Source organism: Acinetobacter sp. UBA6720, from assembly GCF_002454215.1.
Taxonomy (GTDB): Bacteria; Pseudomonadota; Gammaproteobacteria; order Pseudomonadales; family Moraxellaceae; genus Acinetobacter.
On record NZ_DKIK01000131.1, the window covers coordinates 26,744 to 43,931 of the forward strand.

Sequence of the window (17,188 nt, forward strand, 5' to 3'; positions counted from 1 at the left end):
CTGCATTATCCTTCAGGCAATAAACGTTCTTTATCCCAAAGTGACTCAATGGTTTCACGCTCACGAATCAAATGCGCTTGATCACCATCCACCATCACCTCAGCAGCTCTGCCACGACTGTTATAATTTGAGCTCATTGCAAAACCATAGGCTCCTGCACCCAATACAGCAAGCAGGTCATTTTCTTTCAGTGCAAGCATTCGCTCTTTACCTAAGAAGTCACCCGTTTCACAAATCGCCCCAACCACATCCCACGCTTGTTCCTCAACATCCGAACGAGGTGTAACGGGCTGAATATCCATCCACGCCTCATACAACGCAGGACGAATCAAGTCATTCATAGCTGCATCAATAATGGCAAAGTTACGATGCACAGTCGGCTTCAATAAATCAACTTTGGTCAGTAACACACCTGCATTTGCAGAAATACTACGTCCTGGCTCCATATACACTTTCAAACCTAATTTTTCTAAAGCAGGCTTCATTGCATTGGCATATTCAAACACAGTTGGTGGGACTTCATCTTTATAAGTCACGCCTAAACCACCACCAATGTCGATATGTTTCAACTGAATGTCCATCGCTTTCAGTTGATTGATCATCAAAATCATACGATCTAAGGCATCAACAAAAGGTTGTGTCTCAGTCAACTGTGAACCAATATGGCAGTCAATCCCAATAATCTCTAAATTCGGTAGGGTTGCAGCATAGGCATAGGTTTCAAAGACCGCATCAGACGGAATCCCAAATTTATTTTCTTTCAAGCCTGTTGAAATATAAGGATGCGTTTTCGCATCTACATCTGGATTGACGCGCAGTGAAATCGGTGCTTTTTTGCCGAGCTTGGCTGCAACTTTTTGAATCCGATCCAACTCTGCATAAGACTCGACATTGAAGCATGCAATACCCACTTCTAAGGCTTTTTGAACGTCTGCTTCAGTTTTACCTAAACCCGAAAATACGATTTTAGAAGCATCACCACCAGCTTTTAGCACTCGAGCCAGTTCCCCACCCGTCACAATGTCAAAACCAGCACCCAGCTTCGCAAGAACATTCAATACTGCAATGTTTGAGTTCGACTTGACCGCAAAGCAAATTTGATGATCAATAAAATCAAAAGCACGATCCATTTCTGTGTAATGCTTTTCAAAAGTGGCCTTTGAATAAACATACAGTGGCGTACCAAATTGCTGCGCAAGCTGTTGCAGTGAGCATTGCTCGGCCTGCAAAACCCCATGATTGCGGGTAAAACTCATGAATGTATCCTTTCTATGAAGCGTTTAAGGGATTAAGGTTGATTGGTTTCAACTAAAGGTGCAGCAAACTCTTGCTTAACGGATGTTGAGTCTTCCTTTTGTGCAACTGGTTTTTCAGCGGCATCTTTATAAAGCAAATATTTTGCCCGTTTGTCGTAGTTTGGATCATTTGGCATATGTAATGCACCAGATTGACCACAACCAATGAATGCAGTACTCATCACCAAGACACTGATGCAGCAAATGACAGAACGCATCTGACCACCTATTTAATATTTTGAAGAAGTATAACCTGATCAAGAGACATGACCAAACCACTAAGCGCTAAAGATTATAGTGTGTGAAAAAAAAACACCAGTTAAAGACTGGTGTTTTTCTCAATCACAGTGATTATTTATTTTTCGGTTTGTAAAAACCAAAATAACCAATAATTAAAATAATGAACCAAATTGGGCTCACCATTAAAGCTTTCATGGTGTCGGCTTCTAAAGACAGCACATAAATCACACCAATGAAGAAAATAATCACAAACCAACAGGTAAATAAACCGCCTGGTAGTTTAAAGGTTGATTTTGCATGTAATTCTGGACGAGTTTTATAGTAAACAATGTAGCTCCAGATAATCATAATCCAAACACAGATAAACAAAATCGTCGAAAGTGTGGTTGCCAAAGTAAAGGCTTCAACTGTATTTGGAACAAAATATTGAAGCGCTGCGCCCAACAACAAACACACTGCAGAAAAATACAGTGCATTGGCAGGAACAGCACGTTTGTTTAAATGACCAAATGCTTTTGGACCTTGCTCTTCACGTGACAAACCAAACAACATGCGCGAAGTTGAAAACACGCCACTGTTCATGGATGACATCACAGAAGACAGCACCACCAAATTCATGATGATGGCAGCAGCAGCAATCCCCGCTTGGCTAAACAAGTTCACAAAGGGCGAAACTGTAGGGTCAATTGTGTTCCATGGAGTCACAGACATCACAATCACTAAAGCCAACACATAGAAAATGATGATACGGATTGGAATCGAGTTGACTGCTTTAGGCAAATTCTTTTCAGGATCTTTGGTTTCAGCAGCAGTCGTACCTACCAATTCTACCCCAACAAAGGCAAAAATAGCGATTTGGAAACCAGCAAGGAAGCCTGTCACGCCTGTAGGGAAAATTCCACCATGTGACCAAAGATGCGTAAAGGATGCGACCTGACCTGCTGTTGAGGTAAACCCTGTGAAGATCATCCACAAACCCACAGCGATGAGCACAACAATTGCAATAATTTTGATCAGTGCAAACCAAAACTCAAGCTCACCAAACAACTTCACCGTCACCAGGTTTAAACCCATGATAAAGACTATGGCGGCAATACTGATCATCACCCCTTCACCCGGAGTGAAAGGCAAGCCTCCATTAAAGAACTGCAGGTAATAAATAATGGCTGATAAGTCAGCAATACCAATCGTGATCCAACATAACCAGTATGTCCAACCGACAAAATAACCTGCCCACGGCCCAATCAAATCCGTTGAAAAGTCAATAAATGACTTATATTTCAAGTTCGATAGTAGTAATTCGCCAAGCGCACGCATGACCAAAAACACCATAAAACCAATAATCATGTAGATGATGAGAATAGACGGCCCAGCAAGGCTAATGGTCTTCCCCGACCCCATAAAGAGACCTGTACCAATTGCACCGCCAATCGCAATTAATTGTAAATGCCTATTGGACAAACTCCGTTTTAAATCGCCTTGTTCAGAGGTCGATTCTGTATTTTCTAAACTCATTCTTGATGTCATCTTATATATCCAACCGCCAAAATTACCCGAAAAAAACACAAAAATAAAAACAAAATTGCATTAATCTATTTTTTCAACATATTTTGAAAAGTTAATTAATTTTTCTTATATTTCCCTTGGAATAAATCATGCTCCAAAGACTGTTCAGAAAAAAATCTCAAAATGCTTGTCAAAAAATAAATTCCATGCAACAAATAGACCAAGACTAAAAAAGACAAGAAATCGTGCAGGATGCATGACTATGGCATATCAATTGCTTAATAAAACTCAAATTTTTTATAGAAATTTCAAGTTTTAAAACATAGAGGATCAAAAGAAAAATGAATACAGAAAATTTACAAACATTTATGGAAATGATCAGTGGCTGGGTCTGGGGGCCCTACATGCTGGTCCTCATTGTTGGGACAGGTATATTTCTCACCCTACGTTTATTTTTTTGGCAAATTCGCATGTTGCCTTTGGCCTTTAAACAAGTTTTTGGAAAACACGAGGATGCCAAATCACATGCAGGAGACATTTCTCATTTTGCGTCATTGATGACCGCGCTATCAGCGACTATTGGTACAGGTAATATTGCAGGTGTGGCAACAGCCTGTGTTTTAGGTGGTCCAGGGGCTGTGTTTTGGATGTGGATGACTGCGCTGTTCGGTATGGCCACCAAATATGGTGAAGGTGTACTGGCCGTAAAATACCGCATCAAAAATGAAAAAGGCGAAATGTCGGGTGGCCCAATGTACTACATTGAACGTGGCTTAAAATGGAAATGGTTGGCACTAATTTTCGCCCTTTTTGGCACATTAGCTTCATTTGGTATTGGTAGTTCCGTACAGTCCAACACCGTTGCACTGGCTATAGAAAACAGCACAGGAGTTGCAACATGGATCACAGGCATCGTCATTACTGTATTTTCTGCCTTAGTGATTTTGGGTGGAATTAAGTCTATTTCCAAAGCAGCTTCTTTCATTGTTCCCATCATGGCTATCGGCTATGTCCTCGGCGGTCTGATCATTATCTTTAACCATCTTGAATTGGTTATGCCTGCACTTGAGCTAATTTTCCGGGATGCCTTTACTGGTGAAGCAGTAGCGGGTGGTGCGATTGGTGCGGTGATTCGTTATGGTGTTGCACGTGGCGTCTTCTCAAATGAAGCAGGTATGGGCTCGGCACCAATTGCCGCCGCTGCTGCAAAAACAGATCACCCTGCACGTCAAGGTTTGGTCTCTATGACAGGCACCTTCATTGACACTATTATTGTTTGTAGTATTACGGGGATTGTATTGGTCATGGGCTTTATCATGGCTGGCAATAGCTTTGGAGGCGAAACAGGCGCAGTTTTAACAACCCATGTTTTCGATAAGTTACTTCCTGGAGTCGGTGGTTGGATCGTGACTTTTGGTATTGTGTTCTTTGCTTATTCGACCATTTTAGGTTGGTGCTACTACGGTGAAAAATGCTGTACTTATTTACTGGGCGAAAAGTATGTCCTCTTGTACCGCATTATTTACATCGCATCCGTTTTCATTGGCTGCGTTGCATCTCTTGATCTCGTATGGTTATTTGCAGACACCTTTAATGGTTTAATGGCCGTTCCAAACTTAATTGCTTTGCTATTACTCTCAACAGTCATTGTGAAAGAGTCACGTGATTTTATCGAAAAACGAAAATCAGGTGAGTTGTATTAAGTCTCTTTGAAAATTCCTTTGCGAGTCTGTATATCAAAGCCACCTTCGGGTGGCTTTTTGATTTTGAGCATTCATTTCAAATCCAATCCTCTGTATGCTGTGAAGCAGTCTAATCTTAAAATAGTGCACCCAATCGAGCATGGCAAAAGTAAAAAGTGTATATCGTTGCGAACAATGTGGCGCAGATCACCCAAAATGGGCAGGCCAATGTTCAGAGTGTGGTGAATGGAACAGCTTAAATGAAGTCAGTATTGCCCCTGCTATCAGCCATCGCGCACAACCTAAAATGGGCGGGGGGTATGCAGGTCAAGCCGCAACAATTACCACATTAAACCAAATTTCAGTTTCGCATGAAACACGCCTAGCAACAGGGATAGGCGAATTTGATCGGGTGTTAGGGGGGGGCTTAGTTACAGGTTCTGTCGTCCTAATCGGGGGGGATCCTGGTATTGGTAAATCGACCATTTTACTGCAAACAGCAACCCATATGGCGGCAGCCAATAGCGCAGCCTTGTATGTCACTGGTGAAGAATCACTCTCTCAAGTTGCTTTACGTGCAAGCCGCCTCGACCTACCAACAGATAAACTCAAAGTTATGGCAGAAACCTGTGTTGAGCGTATTTGTGAAGTGCTTGCACATGAACGCCCTGCTGTGGCTATTTTGGATTCGATCCAAACACTGTATACCGAGACACTCCAATCTGCACCAGGCGGTGTATCTCAAATTCGTGAATCTGCAGCCTTACTGACACGTTTTGCTAAAAATAGTGGAACCGCACTGTTTATTGTGGGACACGTCACCAAAGAAGGTTCACTGGCAGGGCCCCGTGTACTTGAGCATATGGTGGACTGCGTGTTGTATTTTGAAGGTCAATCCGACTCACGTTACCGAATGATTCGTGCTGTTAAAAACCGTTTTGGCGCAGTCAATGAACTCGGTGTTTTTGGCATGACAGATAAAGGCTTAAGAGAAGTAGCGAATCCATCGGCAATTTTTTTAAGCCGTTATGATGAGGCGATTCCCGGTTCAATCGTGATGATTAGCCGTGAAGGTACTCGCCCACTCTTGGTCGAAGTGCAAGCTTTGGTGGATGATGCGCATGGTCAACCACGTCGGGTCGCTTTAGGCTTAGAACAAAACCGTTTAAATATGCTTTTGGCAGTCATGCATCGTCATGGTGGCGTGCAAACATCTGGACAAGATGTTTACGTGAACGTGGTTGGAGGGTTAAAGATCACCGAAACAGGCTCTGATTTAGCCGTCTTATTGGCCTGTGCCTCTAGTCTTCGAGCGAAAGCCTTGCCACAACAGTTAGCTGTTTTTGGTGAAGTCGGACTCTCAGGTGAAATTCGCCCTGTTCCTAATGGTCAAGAACGTTTAAAAGAAGCCATTAAACATGGATTTAAGTACATTATTCTGCCTCGTGGCAATGCACCACAAAAAGATATTGCAGGTGTTACCGTCATTTCAGTTGCACGCTTACATGAAGCTTTAACCGAAGCAATGAGCTTAAGTGATGAACTCAACTAAAATATACACGTTTTTTATTGAAATTTAGGATAAAAGACTGCATAAAGGTAGAGTCAATATTTATTTTTTATAGAGTAGGAAAATTTGATGGAAGTTCGACAGCGTGGCTTGATTGCTGGTTTATTAACAGCGGCTCTTTTAGTTGCACCTTTAGCTGCAGAAGCTAAACGTGCAGGTGGTGGTAAAAGCCACGGCATGAGCCGTCAAGCTGCACCAACTCAGTCTTATCAACAACCTCGTCAAGCAACTCCAGCTCAACAACCTACTGCGCCTGCAACGGCTCCAGCTAAATCTGGCCCAGGCGTAGGGGGTATGGTTGCAGCAGGTGTGGCGGGTGCTGCAATTGGTGCTGTTGCTGCAAATGCATTGGCAGATGACAATTCTGCTTCTCAAGCGCAAGCACAGGAAGAAAAAGGCGGCATTCCAAGTTGGATTTGGATTTTACTTGCCGCTGCTGTTGCTTTCTTCATTTTCCGTAAAATGGGCGCAAAAAAAAAAGTAGCGGCTAATCCTTATGCGCCAAACAGTGGTTCTAATCAATCACCGTTTGGCCAACAAGCTGCACCACGTACATCTAACGACAGTACCAACATCTTTGGTCAATCCGTAGGTGGCTCAACTGCTGCTCCGCAGAACAATGCACCTTTTGGCGCAGCATATACCAACAGTGGCAGTCAGCTTCCTGATGGTACAGAGCCCGCTGCGTTCTTACGTATTGCGCGTCAACGTTTTAACCATATTCAATCTATGAATACAGCAAGTAACATTTCTGAGATTCAGCGTTATTTAACACCAGATCTTTATCAGTCTATGTATCAAGATATCATGGCAAATCAAGATCAAGATGTAGCTGAATTTTCAAACCTGAATGCGATGGTTGCAGATTCTGCAACTGAAAATGGTCAATACGTAGTAAGTGTACGTTTTACGGGTACAGTAAGTGAAGATCTTAACAGCTTACCTCAGCCGTTTACTGAAGTTTGGCATTTTGTAAAACCTGCGGGTTCTAGCCAAGACTGGTTAGTTGCAGGTATCCAACAAGAAGCTTAATTTTTAAATACAAAAATAGCGACTTCGGTCGCTATTTTTTTACGCATCGTATCTCTAAAACAGGCTTGTCGATTCAAAACACCCTCCAACTTCACTTATATAAAACACCTCATAAATAGCAATTCTCCAGAGACTGTTCTATCTAAAAATCGAGCCATAATTGCCTATAACGGAAACCATCCACTGTACTAACAAACTGAATTCGATGAAGAATATATTTAGAAAAGGCATCTGTAACCTAAATATCTCCAAACTGTAACGTAGCTCAAGACACACAAAGGGATTCGTTTATACTCAAATATAGTTTTAGCCTTACCGTATGGCGAAGATGATTCATCATCATGATAAGTTGTTCAAATTTCAGCTAAATTCAATAGAGCTAATGATAAATTGCATGAAAATTCGATAATTTTCCATTCAGACAATTTTTCAAAGAGCTTGAATCAATATTTCAGTCAACTGCAAGTAAATAGACTGCTCTGTCTGTCACAGGCTCGTATAGATTTCACTATAAATTGCAGAAAGTATCCAAAGCATCTCGATCTTGTTAAGGACAACTCATACACAATGAGATAAAAAGTCAGTAAGTGTCTTCGATTCCTTAACTCTAAATAACCAAATGATTCTTAAGCCCAGAACCTGTACCCACCCGCAACTTTAATTACATTGATTCATAGCATCCATAAAAAATGCCTCTGAGTACAGAGGCATTCTAGTTTTATGGTTTACAGTATTATTCAGGTAAGGGTATAAACTGTGAATCTTGACTTTGCTCTTTTCTCTCCCCCACGACCACAGCAACATTCATTGGTTTTCCATCACGCTCAATCGAGATTTGAATGGTGCTATTGGGAGCTTGTAACGCAACAAAGTTAATTAAATGTGAAGTTGAAGTAATCACCTCTTCATTTACTTTAATAATTTTATCGCCTTTCTTTAAACCGGCATTTGCAGCTGGGCCATTTTTCAATACGTCCGCTACAACCACACCAGGTCCTTTCGGCTCTAAAATATTCACTTGCTCGACAGGAAGTAAGCTAATACCTAACCAGCCACGAACAACACGACCATCTTTGAGAATAGAATTTAGTACCTGTTGACAAATTTTTGCAGGAATCGCAAAACCAATGCCTAAAGAACCACCAGATTGCGAGAAAATTGCGGTATTGACCCCGATTAAATTCCCTGCAACATCAATCAGCGCGCCACCTGAGTTACCTGGGTTAATCGCAGCATCGGTTTGAATAAAATCTTCATAGGTATTAATGCCTAAATCAGAGCGCCCAGTTGCCGACACAATCCCCTGAGTTACTGTTTGACCCACACCAAAGGGATTACCAATCGCCAATACAACATCACCGACTTCATTACCACTCAACTTAAACGGTAAGACAGGCAAATCGGATAGTTCTATTTTAATCACAGCCAAATCCGTATCAGGATCTGTACCAATCACCTTTGCCACTGCACGGCGGCCATCATTCAGTGCGACCACAATTTGATCTGCTTGAGCAATCACATGGTTATTTGTCAAAATATAACCATCTGGGCGAACAATTACTCCAGACCCCAAACTGTTTTCATTTTTATTTTGACTAAACTGATCTGGAATTTGATTACCAAAAAACTCACGGAATGCAGGATCATTAAGTAGAGGATGATCGAGTTGTTTAACTTTCTGTGTAGTAAAAATATTCACCACTGCTGGCGCAGCCACTTTCACCGCAGCACTATAAGAAACCACCCCACCCGTACGCGTCGTATTAATTAAAGGTTCGACCTTTTCAGCAGGCATTTTGATACCGTCCGAAGCTACAGGCGCTTTTGGTTTTTGATACTGCTGCCACGCAAAAAATCCAGCAATGACTAAAATGAGTAATACCCAAGGTAACCAGGAAAAAGTCCTGCGCACGATTTCACCCTCTAAAATGTTTTAATTCATTGATGACTAAGTAATTTATGCCTATTGTAAAGCGAAATTCAACCTCTAGCACAAAAATAAGCAAGAGTTTTGTCATGCTTTAGTTACAATAAACAATAAGTTCCGATCTAATCAATTTAAATGAGTTTTTAAGTCGATATGGCAAAATTAAAAGACATTATCCAATGGTGTGACCAAACCCTAAAATCTCCCGAATTTAAGGACTATGCACCCAATGGTCTGCAGATTGAGGGTAAGGCTGAAGTGCGTAAAATTTTAGCTGCGGTGACAGCATCACAAGATGCGATTGATGCTGCGGTTCGAGAAAATGTGGATCTGTTACTGGTGCACCATGGCTATTTTTGGAAAGGTGAAGCTTACCCTATCACAGGGATGCGCGGTAAACGTATTAAGAGTCTCATTCAGCATGATCTTTCTTTAGTTGCGTATCACCTTCCACTCGATAGCCATCCAAGTCTTGGAAACAATGCAGCGATTGCTGATTTGCTCGATCTAGAACAGATTGAAGCGCTTGACCCCTCTGAACGTCATCCTATTGGCAATATCGGTTATTTAAAACAACCGATGCCTGTGGAAGACTTTAAACAATTCATTTCTGAAAAATTAAAGTTTGATGTGACCCATCTTCCTGCAGACAAGACCATGATCAAAAAAGTCGGTTTTTGTACTGGTGGTGCGCAAGATTTTATTGTCAAAGCCGCTGAACAAGGCTGTGATGCCTATATTTCAGGTGAAGTCAGTGAACGTACTTTCTATGAAGCCAAAGAACTCGATGTGCATTATTTTGCTTGCGGACACCATGCAACTGAGCGCTATGGCGTGCAACGATTAGGTCAAGCCCTTGCAGCACAATTTGATGTTGAGTATGTTTATTTCGAATTAAATAACCCGATTTAAGCAATCACTGGGATGAAGCTCTTTTCATCCCGCTCTCCCATAAGCTTTTACTGACCATATCAGCCCAAACCATAATTTCAACAAGCCATTAATTTAAAATACTATTTTCAATATTTTTATTCTTGTATCAAAGCATAGCATCAACTCAAAAAATCATTGTTTCATATACGCTTAAGGTTCAAACGAATATGAATCATAAAATTTATTTCAATTCACACTATAAAAATGTAAATAATAAACATATTGATTCTCATTTACTTTTAAGCGGATAATAAAACTGCTTTGAAAAACATCCATAAACAATTTTGAATGATTAAAGGAATCAAACACATGGCATATTCTTTACCCACTCTTCCTTATGCATACGATGCGCTCGAACCTAATATTGATACAAAAACGATGGAAATTCACCACAGTAAGCACCACCAAACTTATATCAATAACATTAATGGCGCGATTGCAGGCACAGAATGGGAGAAACTTTCAGTAGAGGAACTGGTTGCAAAAGTGAATGATGTTCCTACTGATCTTAAAAATATGGTGATCAATAATGCAGGTGGTCATGCCAACCACTCCCTGTTTTGGACCGTCATGAGTCCACAAGGCGGTGGACAACCTACAGGAGCTGTGGCAACGGCTATTGATGAGCAACTCGATGGTTTTGATGCGTTTAAAGATGCATTTACCAAAGCAGCGATTAGCCGTTTTGGCAGTGGCTGGGCATGGCTGAGCGTGACCCCTACAAACAAACTCATTGTTGAAAGTAGTGCAAATCAGGACTCCCCGATTATGTGGGGGCATACCCCCATTCTCGGTTTAGATGTATGGGAACATGCCTATTATCTGAAATATCAGAACCGTCGTCCTGAATATATCAATGCCTTTTATAATGTGGTCGATTGGGATGAAGTTAATCGTCGTTATGATATGGCTCTACAATCTAAAGATTAGTTATTGATCGCAGTCTATTCAGATCAGTAAACCCATTAAAGTAGCTTAGAGCCTGCTCAAATGCACATATTTCGTGCAAAAGGCTCTAACTACATCTTGTGTATCCGATATGTCTCCTTGCGAAAATTTTTGCATATTTTGTGTATTAAAAGACTGCCCTATTGTCTCTAGAATCATTTACAATAAATGCACTTAAAGTAAAACCCAGCAAATTTGCAAGGAATGAAACATGACAACCATTACTTTACCTGCACTTCCATATGGCTACGAAGATCTTGCTCCGCACATCAGCAAAGAAACTTTAGAATTCCACCACGACAAACACCACAATACTTACGTTGTTAACCTAAACAACCTAATCAAGGGTACTGACCTTGAAGGTAAAACTTTAGAAGAAATCATCACAGCTTCTGCTGGCGATGCATCTAAAGCAGGTATCTTCAACAATGCAGCGCAAGTTTGGAACCACACATTCTACTGGAACTGTATGGCTAAAAACGGTGGTGGTAAAGCAACAGGTGCTTTAGCTGCTAAAATTGATGAAGCATTCGGTTCTTACGAAAAATTCGCTGAAGAATTTGCTGCTGCTGCTACAACTCAATTTGGTTCAGGTTGGGCTTGGTTAGTTGCTGACGAAGTAAATGGCAACCTTTCTATCCTTAAAACTTCAAATGCAGACACTCCACTTGCACACGGTAAAGTTGCAGTGTTAACCATTGACGTTTGGGAACATGCTTACTACATCGACTTCCGTAATGCACGTCCTGTTTACATCAAAACTTTCCTTGAAAGCCTTGTAAACTGGGATTATGCAAACGCGAAATATGCAGGTCAAGCTGCTGGCGTTGAAAAATAAGATTCGTCTTATTTGAAAAAAACCGCTCTTTTTGAGCGGTTTTTTGTTTTTGATGCCTAAACGCATATTTATAAAGCAAACAATTCATTTCTTTATATTATTTACTTGACCCATTTCCCTTTCCTCCCTAAAATGCGCATCAGATTCTCCAATAGCTCAGTCGGTAGAGCGACGGACTGTTAATCCGCAGGTCCCTGGTTCGAGCCCAGGTTGGAGAGCCACTATTCTTCCATAGCTCAGTCGGTAGAGCGACGGACTGTTAATCCGCAGGTCCCTGGTTCGAGCCCAGGTGGAAGAGCCAAGATTCTAAAAAGCCCAAGCATAATGACTTGGGCTTTTTTTATAGATCAACTTTTTCAAACATCAGCGCCTTCTCTTTTGCCTAAAAATGCAGATAAGCCTATCAATCTGCTTAGAAAAAAAACAATTAATCTAAAATTTAGCTTTTTTTGGCTTTGTAACTTGACCCATGTATAAATTTCTCTATACTGCATTTCAGATTCTCCAATAGCTCAGTCGGTAGAGCGACGGACTGTTAATCCGCAGGTCCCTGGTTCGAGCCCAGGTTGGAGAGCCAAATTTTAAAAAGCCCAAGCACAATGCCTTGGGCTTTTTTCTTTTATATCATCAGTGTGCAATCAAGAAACCCACATCTACTCCTTCTCAATCCTTGTTTTCATAGAACTGACCAATACCATTAAATACTAAGCTAAGTTGATGACGCTAAAGATATAGCATTCAGCATAACTTCAACAAAAGCTAAACCGTTTATTTTTAAATCATTTAACGTAAATTTCATAAAAATATCAGCGCAAAGACTTGACCCTGCGTGCTTTGGCACATAGAATGCGTGCAGATTCTCCAATAGCTCAGTCGGTAGAGCGACGGACTGTTAATCCGCAGGTCCCTGGTTCGAGCCCAGGTTGGAGAGCCAAAATTCTAAAAACCCACTCCATTTGAGTGGGTTTTTTCTTTGCGCTAGAAAATATTGTGTTCAATCTGAGTCAAATCACCTTTTTTATCATCGGCTGCTTCGCCACTATTATCTTAGTGATGATGGTCTACCCTGACCTGTTTCGCTCTAAACAAAAATTTTATGCCAAACACGTCATTACGCCGTTTGAACGTAAAATGTTTATTCGCTTAAAAGAAGCCTTTCCGCGCTATCATATTCTTGCTCAAGTTTCATTTAGTTCGTTGATTACCAGTGATCACTATAAAATACGGGCCAAATTTAACCGTAAAGTTACCGATTTTGTTTTATTGAATGAGCAATTGGATGTGGTGGTCATTATTGAGTTGGATGACCCTTCCCACCTAGGCAAAGAACAAGAAGATGCTGAGCGTGATGCGATGTTGAATGAAGCAGGTTATATGGTTCTACGTTTTACTGAAATTCCCAGCATACGACAATTACACAAACAACTGGATTATTTTGCTTCTGCAAAAAGCGCATGAGCTAGCGCTCTACTGCTCCACTCGCCTTTTGTTCTGCTAATCGCTTTTCAGCCGCCATTTTTTCTTGAATGAGTTGCTGCTGCTTCTCTTTAATCCGTTGATATTCAGCCTGGTTTTTCGCATCACTTTTTACTGCTAAATAGGCCATCGTCAAAATAAAAAGCGGGATCACAATTCCTAGACTTGCCACCAGTATGACTTTTGGGCTTAATTTATTTGCTGATTTCACCATAATAAGCCTATTTTTCACATATTAAAATTTCAATGGACCAACACTATAACAAAAAGAGCCTTAATCATGAGGCTCTTTCTACAATCAAATCATTCCATCTATACTATGATGGCACGATACCTGTGCAATGTTGGTTGCTACTCGCATCTTTTTCTGCATCAGTTAACACTATACCTGTCCCCGCAGACATATAAGTCTGTATAAAATCAACCGCATTTGCATTTTGACAAACAATAGCTTGGGTGTGACTCGCATTCGGTACAATCGTTAATTTATAACCATCAGCATAAGCCTGTTGCGGGAAGTAGCTGGTCGCGTTCGCTTTCATGTTTGCATATAAGGCTTGTGTTACCACAGGCAGTACGGCTTGATCATTTGCACCTTGAATAATAAATACAGGAGTTTTAATCACTTTCGCAGCAGTCGCATTAGTTGCAGGCTGATTATCAACCAAGAATTTCTGAACCACTGGATCTGATTTCATTTTATTTAAATCAATACCATACTGTGAAGTCCAATGGGTTGGATCTGCCAAAAACTCTACAACGCCAGCTTTAAATTGTTCTTGTAATCCATTAGCACTATTCGGTTCTGGATAACTCAAACAGGCACCATCATCACCATTACGACCATACGCACTTTCTGCAATATCAGCAGCATCAGCGGTAAAGATATTTTTTAAATCATAATCAGGTTGATACGCTTTAATACCTGAGCTTGCCAGTGCTGCATAAGCCAAAAGTTCAGCATAACCATCTGCAATTTGATCAATTGTCGCTTGTCCTTCTTCTGCTGTAATGATCTTGTTTGCAACTGCATAGCGAACCTGTTGTAATTGCTCATCTAACCTATTAAGACCATGTGCTTTGGGCACGCCATTCGTATCCAGATTAAACTGTGGATCAAGATAAATTTGAATAATTCGCCCTAGACTAGATGCAGGTGCACCTGCTACTGCCCCCTTATAAGTTGTATCTGTATTGGCAAATTCTGCTGTACCCAAAGAAGCATGCCCACCTTGTGATTGACCAATCGACATCCAAGCGCCATTTAACTGGGTACCATAATGCTCTTTTACTGCTTTTACCGCTGCAATTGCGGAATTAGCCTGACTAGATAAGTTCAAATAAGGATGTACACCTGGTGCACCCAACCCCTCATAATCAGGGGCAACAATGACATAACCTGCAGCCAATAAGCTATTTGCTAAAATTTTGAAGCGCGGATGAATGACATTTTTACTTGGGGCACAATCATCTGCACCTCCGACCGTTCCATGCTCCCAGACCACCACACGATAACCATCTTTAGGTTGAGTTACCTGTGGAAATAAAACCATTGCCGTTGCGGTCGCTGTCTTCCCCTGCACATTCGTCAGGTTATAAGTCATGACTTTAATAGATGAACTATTTTCCACGGTATCTAAAGCATAGTTCCCTTCAGACACATAGCTTGATTGTTGATGTGAACTAGACGAATTGTCATCGTCATTACAAGCGGTTAAAGACAGTGTTGAAACAGCAACTGTCAGGGCTAAAGCTATTTTCGAATGTTTCATAAAATATCCTTTTTTAATCATTGTTTTTTTAAGCATGAAACTACATGCCATTTTATTAAGGCATAAAAAAAGCACCCTGTATAGGATGCTTTTTGAACAAAAGTTTATTTTAAATATTTAATTCTAAAAAGATTCCAACAAAAATAATCAAACCTACCCAACGATTATGACGAAATGCCCAAAAACAACGCTGTGGATTTTTGTCTCTGGTTTTAGTCCATTGGTAAAGAAAATCCAGCATAACCATAAATAATGCTATTAAACCAAACGGTATCAATAAACTTTCTAAGTAAAGTGCCGTCCCAATTAAGACAACACTCGCAACTTGTAATAGCGCAATAATTTGAATATCAAAACGACCAAATAGAATGGCTGTTGATTTCACCCCAATTTTTAAATCATATTCACGGTCAGTGATTGCATACTGAGTATCGTAAGCAACTGTCCAAGCAAGATTGCCAAAATACAACAACCAACATGTAAGGCCTAAAGGCTCTCCAACAGCGGTATAGGCCATAGGAATTGACCATGAAAATGCTGCACCCAAAAACACCTGTGGCAAATGGGTATAGCGCTTCATAAAAGGATAAATAAAGGCAAGGAACAACGCGCCAAAGGAGCAATAGAACGTTTCAATTGGTAAAAACAACAGCATACAAGCACTAGCGAAAACCAAAGCTAAAAACACATAAATCGCTTCTTTAGCGCTAATAATCCCTGTTGCTAATGGACGTGTCTTGGTGCGTTCTACATGTGCATCAACTTTACGGTCAGCAAAATCATTGATGGCACAGCCTGCTGCACGCATAAAAATTGTGCCTAAAATCATCGGAATTAAGATGTTTAGAGTCGGCATACCCCGGTTAGCAATCCATAATGCCCACATGGTGGGCCAAAATACCAACTCCGTACCAATTGGCTTGTCAAAACGACATAAATAATAATAGGCTTCTAAACGTTCACGCCAAGTAATCTGATGTGCAGCGGTCATGACTGTCCTTCACTTGCTGAATTTTGCTTCTGCAAGAACTGTTCAAAGCTCGCTAAAAATGTTTCTTGAACAATAAACTTACAGCCATGCCAAGTATAACAGCTCTGTCTTGTCCAGCCATCATCCAACCAAATAACACGGCGTTCACATGCTGGATTGGTACGCTGAAATAAAAACCAACCTATAGGTTTTTTTCCAATATGTTTAAATAGTCGAGCACGACCTTGTAAACTTAAAATCGGAAAAATACTTTTAGCTTTAACCCAAGGCTCTGCATCACTGCCATATAAAAAACTTTCTCGCACCCATGAAATATGCTGATACGGCATATCCATCCATTTAGCATCAATAAATTGAAGACGCTGAAAATGCTCTTTAGTGGGTTGAACCCTAAACGCCCCATCTGCCAAATCCGTTAGTTGTTGCGTAAGTGAACCTGAAGCATATAACCATGTTTTTAGTTCCGTTGGAATCTGCTGCATAAGCCTACCTGTACCATTGATTTTACTGCGCACTTCACGCTTATTGAGTTATGAAAATGCCTTTGATTCTATTCCAAGATCAGCCACTAACAATTATCTGTCTTTGCAATGGTTTCAAATGTACCTTGTGGTGTTTTCACTAAAATAAAACCTTCAGCACTCAAATAAAAACTTTGAGGATAATCATAATCCAATGCCAACTCAGGGCTTTTCAATGCAACAAACTCTGCCTGCTTATAACCTTCAAAGGTACGACCAACTTCGATATACGTCACCATCGAAAAATTTAACTTAAACCCTTTGTCATGATTCTTAGGGTCAACCCAAGGATAAAAACTGGTGTGCTTCTTACGTTGTGCCATCACTCTCATCACTTTTTTTCAAGTTAAACAGATGATACAAAAAAACCCGCGACTAGCGCGGGTTTTTTACAGTGAAATTCAGTTCAGAATTACAAGCTGTAGTACATATCAAATTCAACTGGGTGAGTTGTCGT

General features: G+C 40.8%; 16 protein-coding genes and 4 tRNA genes. 11 read left to right on the forward strand and 9 right to left on the reverse strand.

The annotated features are described in order from the left end of the window. Nucleotides 1-5: 5 nt before the first annotated feature. The 3 genes from lysA to B4F08_RS11205 all read right to left on the reverse strand — a co-directional run bounded on the left by lysA (nucleotide 6) and on the right by B4F08_RS11205 (nucleotide 3,050). Nucleotides 6-1,256, reverse strand: coding sequence for a diaminopimelate decarboxylase (lysA, locus tag B4F08_RS11195; protein ID WP_119063107.1), 1,251 nt, complete (start codon nucleotides 1,254-1,256; stop codon nucleotides 6-8). Between the two features lie 32 nt (nucleotides 1,257-1,288). After that, nucleotides 1,289-1,513, reverse strand: a complete 225-nt coding sequence (lptM, locus tag B4F08_RS11200; RefSeq protein ID WP_086207992.1) for an LPS translocon maturation chaperone LptM — start codon at nucleotides 1,511-1,513, stop codon at nucleotides 1,289-1,291. A 133-nt stretch (nucleotides 1,514-1,646) separates the two neighbouring features. Then, nucleotides 1,647-3,050, reverse strand: a complete 1,404-nt coding sequence (locus tag B4F08_RS11205; RefSeq protein WP_119063109.1) for an amino acid permease — start codon at nucleotides 3,048-3,050, stop codon at nucleotides 1,647-1,649. A 332-nt stretch (nucleotides 3,051-3,382) separates the two neighbouring features. Between B4F08_RS11205 and B4F08_RS11210 the strand changes: the two genes are divergently transcribed. From B4F08_RS11210 to B4F08_RS11220, 3 genes are all read left to right on the forward strand, one after another. Then, the gene (locus tag B4F08_RS11210) at nucleotides 3,383-4,744 is read left to right on the forward strand and encodes an alanine/glycine:cation symporter family protein (RefSeq protein WP_086207994.1); all 1,362 of its coding nucleotides are present in this window, start codon (nucleotides 3,383-3,385) and stop codon (nucleotides 4,742-4,744) included. Between the two features lie 139 nt (nucleotides 4,745-4,883). Beyond that, nucleotides 4,884-6,275: a DNA repair protein RadA gene (radA, locus tag B4F08_RS11215; protein WP_291374406.1), complete on the forward strand. Its 1,392-nt coding sequence runs from the start codon at nucleotides 4,884-4,886 to the stop codon at nucleotides 6,273-6,275. Nucleotides 6,276-6,362: 87 nt separating this feature from the next. Next, nucleotides 6,363-7,325, forward strand: a complete 963-nt coding sequence (locus tag B4F08_RS11220) for a Tim44 domain-containing protein (RefSeq protein WP_086207996.1) — start codon at nucleotides 6,363-6,365, stop codon at nucleotides 7,323-7,325. 733 nt (nucleotides 7,326-8,058) lie between these two features. Here B4F08_RS11220 and B4F08_RS11225 read toward each other — a convergent pair. Then, nucleotides 8,059-9,237, reverse strand: a complete 1,179-nt coding sequence (locus B4F08_RS11225; RefSeq protein WP_086207997.1) for a S1C family serine protease — start codon at nucleotides 9,235-9,237, stop codon at nucleotides 8,059-8,061. Between the two features lie 168 nt (nucleotides 9,238-9,405). On the opposite strand from B4F08_RS11225, the gene B4F08_RS11230 reads away from it, so the two are divergent. The 8 genes from B4F08_RS11230 (at nucleotide 9,406) to B4F08_RS11265 (ending at nucleotide 13,429) form a co-directional block, all read left to right on the forward strand. After that, nucleotides 9,406-10,164: a Nif3-like dinuclear metal center hexameric protein gene (locus B4F08_RS11230; RefSeq protein ID WP_291374407.1), complete on the forward strand. Its 759-nt coding sequence runs from the start codon at nucleotides 9,406-9,408 to the stop codon at nucleotides 10,162-10,164. Nucleotides 10,165-10,494: 330 nt separating this feature from the next. Further along, nucleotides 10,495-11,115 (forward strand): superoxide dismutase, encoded by a 621-nt coding sequence (locus tag B4F08_RS11235; RefSeq protein ID WP_086207999.1) that lies wholly within the window; start codon nucleotides 10,495-10,497, stop codon nucleotides 11,113-11,115. 229 nt (nucleotides 11,116-11,344) lie between these two features. Continuing rightward, the gene (locus B4F08_RS11240) at nucleotides 11,345-11,971 is read left to right on the forward strand and encodes a superoxide dismutase (RefSeq protein WP_010327236.1); all 627 of its coding nucleotides are present in this window, start codon (nucleotides 11,345-11,347) and stop codon (nucleotides 11,969-11,971) included. Between the two features lie 145 nt (nucleotides 11,972-12,116). Beyond that, nucleotides 12,117-12,192: transfer RNA gene (locus tag B4F08_RS11245), tRNA-Asn, on the forward strand. Between the two features lie 4 nt (nucleotides 12,193-12,196). Further along, nucleotides 12,197-12,272, forward strand: a tRNA-Asn gene (locus tag B4F08_RS11250). Between the two features lie 200 nt (nucleotides 12,273-12,472). Continuing rightward, nucleotides 12,473-12,548 (forward strand) — tRNA-Asn (locus B4F08_RS11255). 281 nt (nucleotides 12,549-12,829) lie between these two features. Next, a tRNA-Asn gene (locus tag B4F08_RS11260) sits at nucleotides 12,830-12,905 on the forward strand. Nucleotides 12,906-12,961: 56 nt separating this feature from the next. Continuing rightward, nucleotides 12,962-13,429 (forward strand): DUF2726 domain-containing protein, encoded by a 468-nt coding sequence (locus B4F08_RS11265; RefSeq protein ID WP_291374408.1) that lies wholly within the window; start codon nucleotides 12,962-12,964, stop codon nucleotides 13,427-13,429. A 1-nt stretch (nucleotide 13,430) separates the two neighbouring features. On the opposite strand, the gene B4F08_RS11270 is transcribed toward B4F08_RS11265, so the two are convergent. The 5 genes from B4F08_RS11270 to B4F08_RS11290 form a co-directional block, all read right to left on the reverse strand. Beyond that, nucleotides 13,431-13,661: a hypothetical protein gene (locus tag B4F08_RS11270; protein ID WP_291374409.1), complete on the reverse strand. Its 231-nt coding sequence runs from the start codon at nucleotides 13,659-13,661 to the stop codon at nucleotides 13,431-13,433. A gap of 103 nt (nucleotides 13,662-13,764) precedes the next feature. After that, nucleotides 13,765-15,219 (reverse strand): alpha/beta hydrolase family protein, encoded by a 1,455-nt coding sequence (locus tag B4F08_RS11275; protein WP_291374410.1) that lies wholly within the window; start codon nucleotides 15,217-15,219, stop codon nucleotides 13,765-13,767. Between the two features lie 109 nt (nucleotides 15,220-15,328). Further along, nucleotides 15,329-16,210, reverse strand: a complete 882-nt coding sequence (gene ubiA / locus B4F08_RS11280; RefSeq protein ID WP_086208004.1) for a 4-hydroxybenzoate octaprenyltransferase — start codon at nucleotides 16,208-16,210, stop codon at nucleotides 15,329-15,331. Next, nucleotides 16,207-16,692 carry a chorismate--pyruvate lyase family protein gene (locus B4F08_RS11285; RefSeq protein WP_291374411.1) on the reverse strand — a complete coding sequence of 162 codons (486 nt, stop codon included), beginning with the start codon at nucleotides 16,690-16,692 and terminating at the stop codon, nucleotides 16,207-16,209. Before B4F08_RS11285 ends, ubiA begins: the two co-directional genes overlap by 4 nt. Nucleotides 16,693-16,778: 86 nt before the next feature. Continuing rightward, nucleotides 16,779-17,054 (reverse strand): hypothetical protein, encoded by a 276-nt coding sequence (locus tag B4F08_RS11290; protein ID WP_291374412.1) that lies wholly within the window; start codon nucleotides 17,052-17,054, stop codon nucleotides 16,779-16,781. Nucleotides 17,055-17,188: the final 134 nt, after the last annotated feature.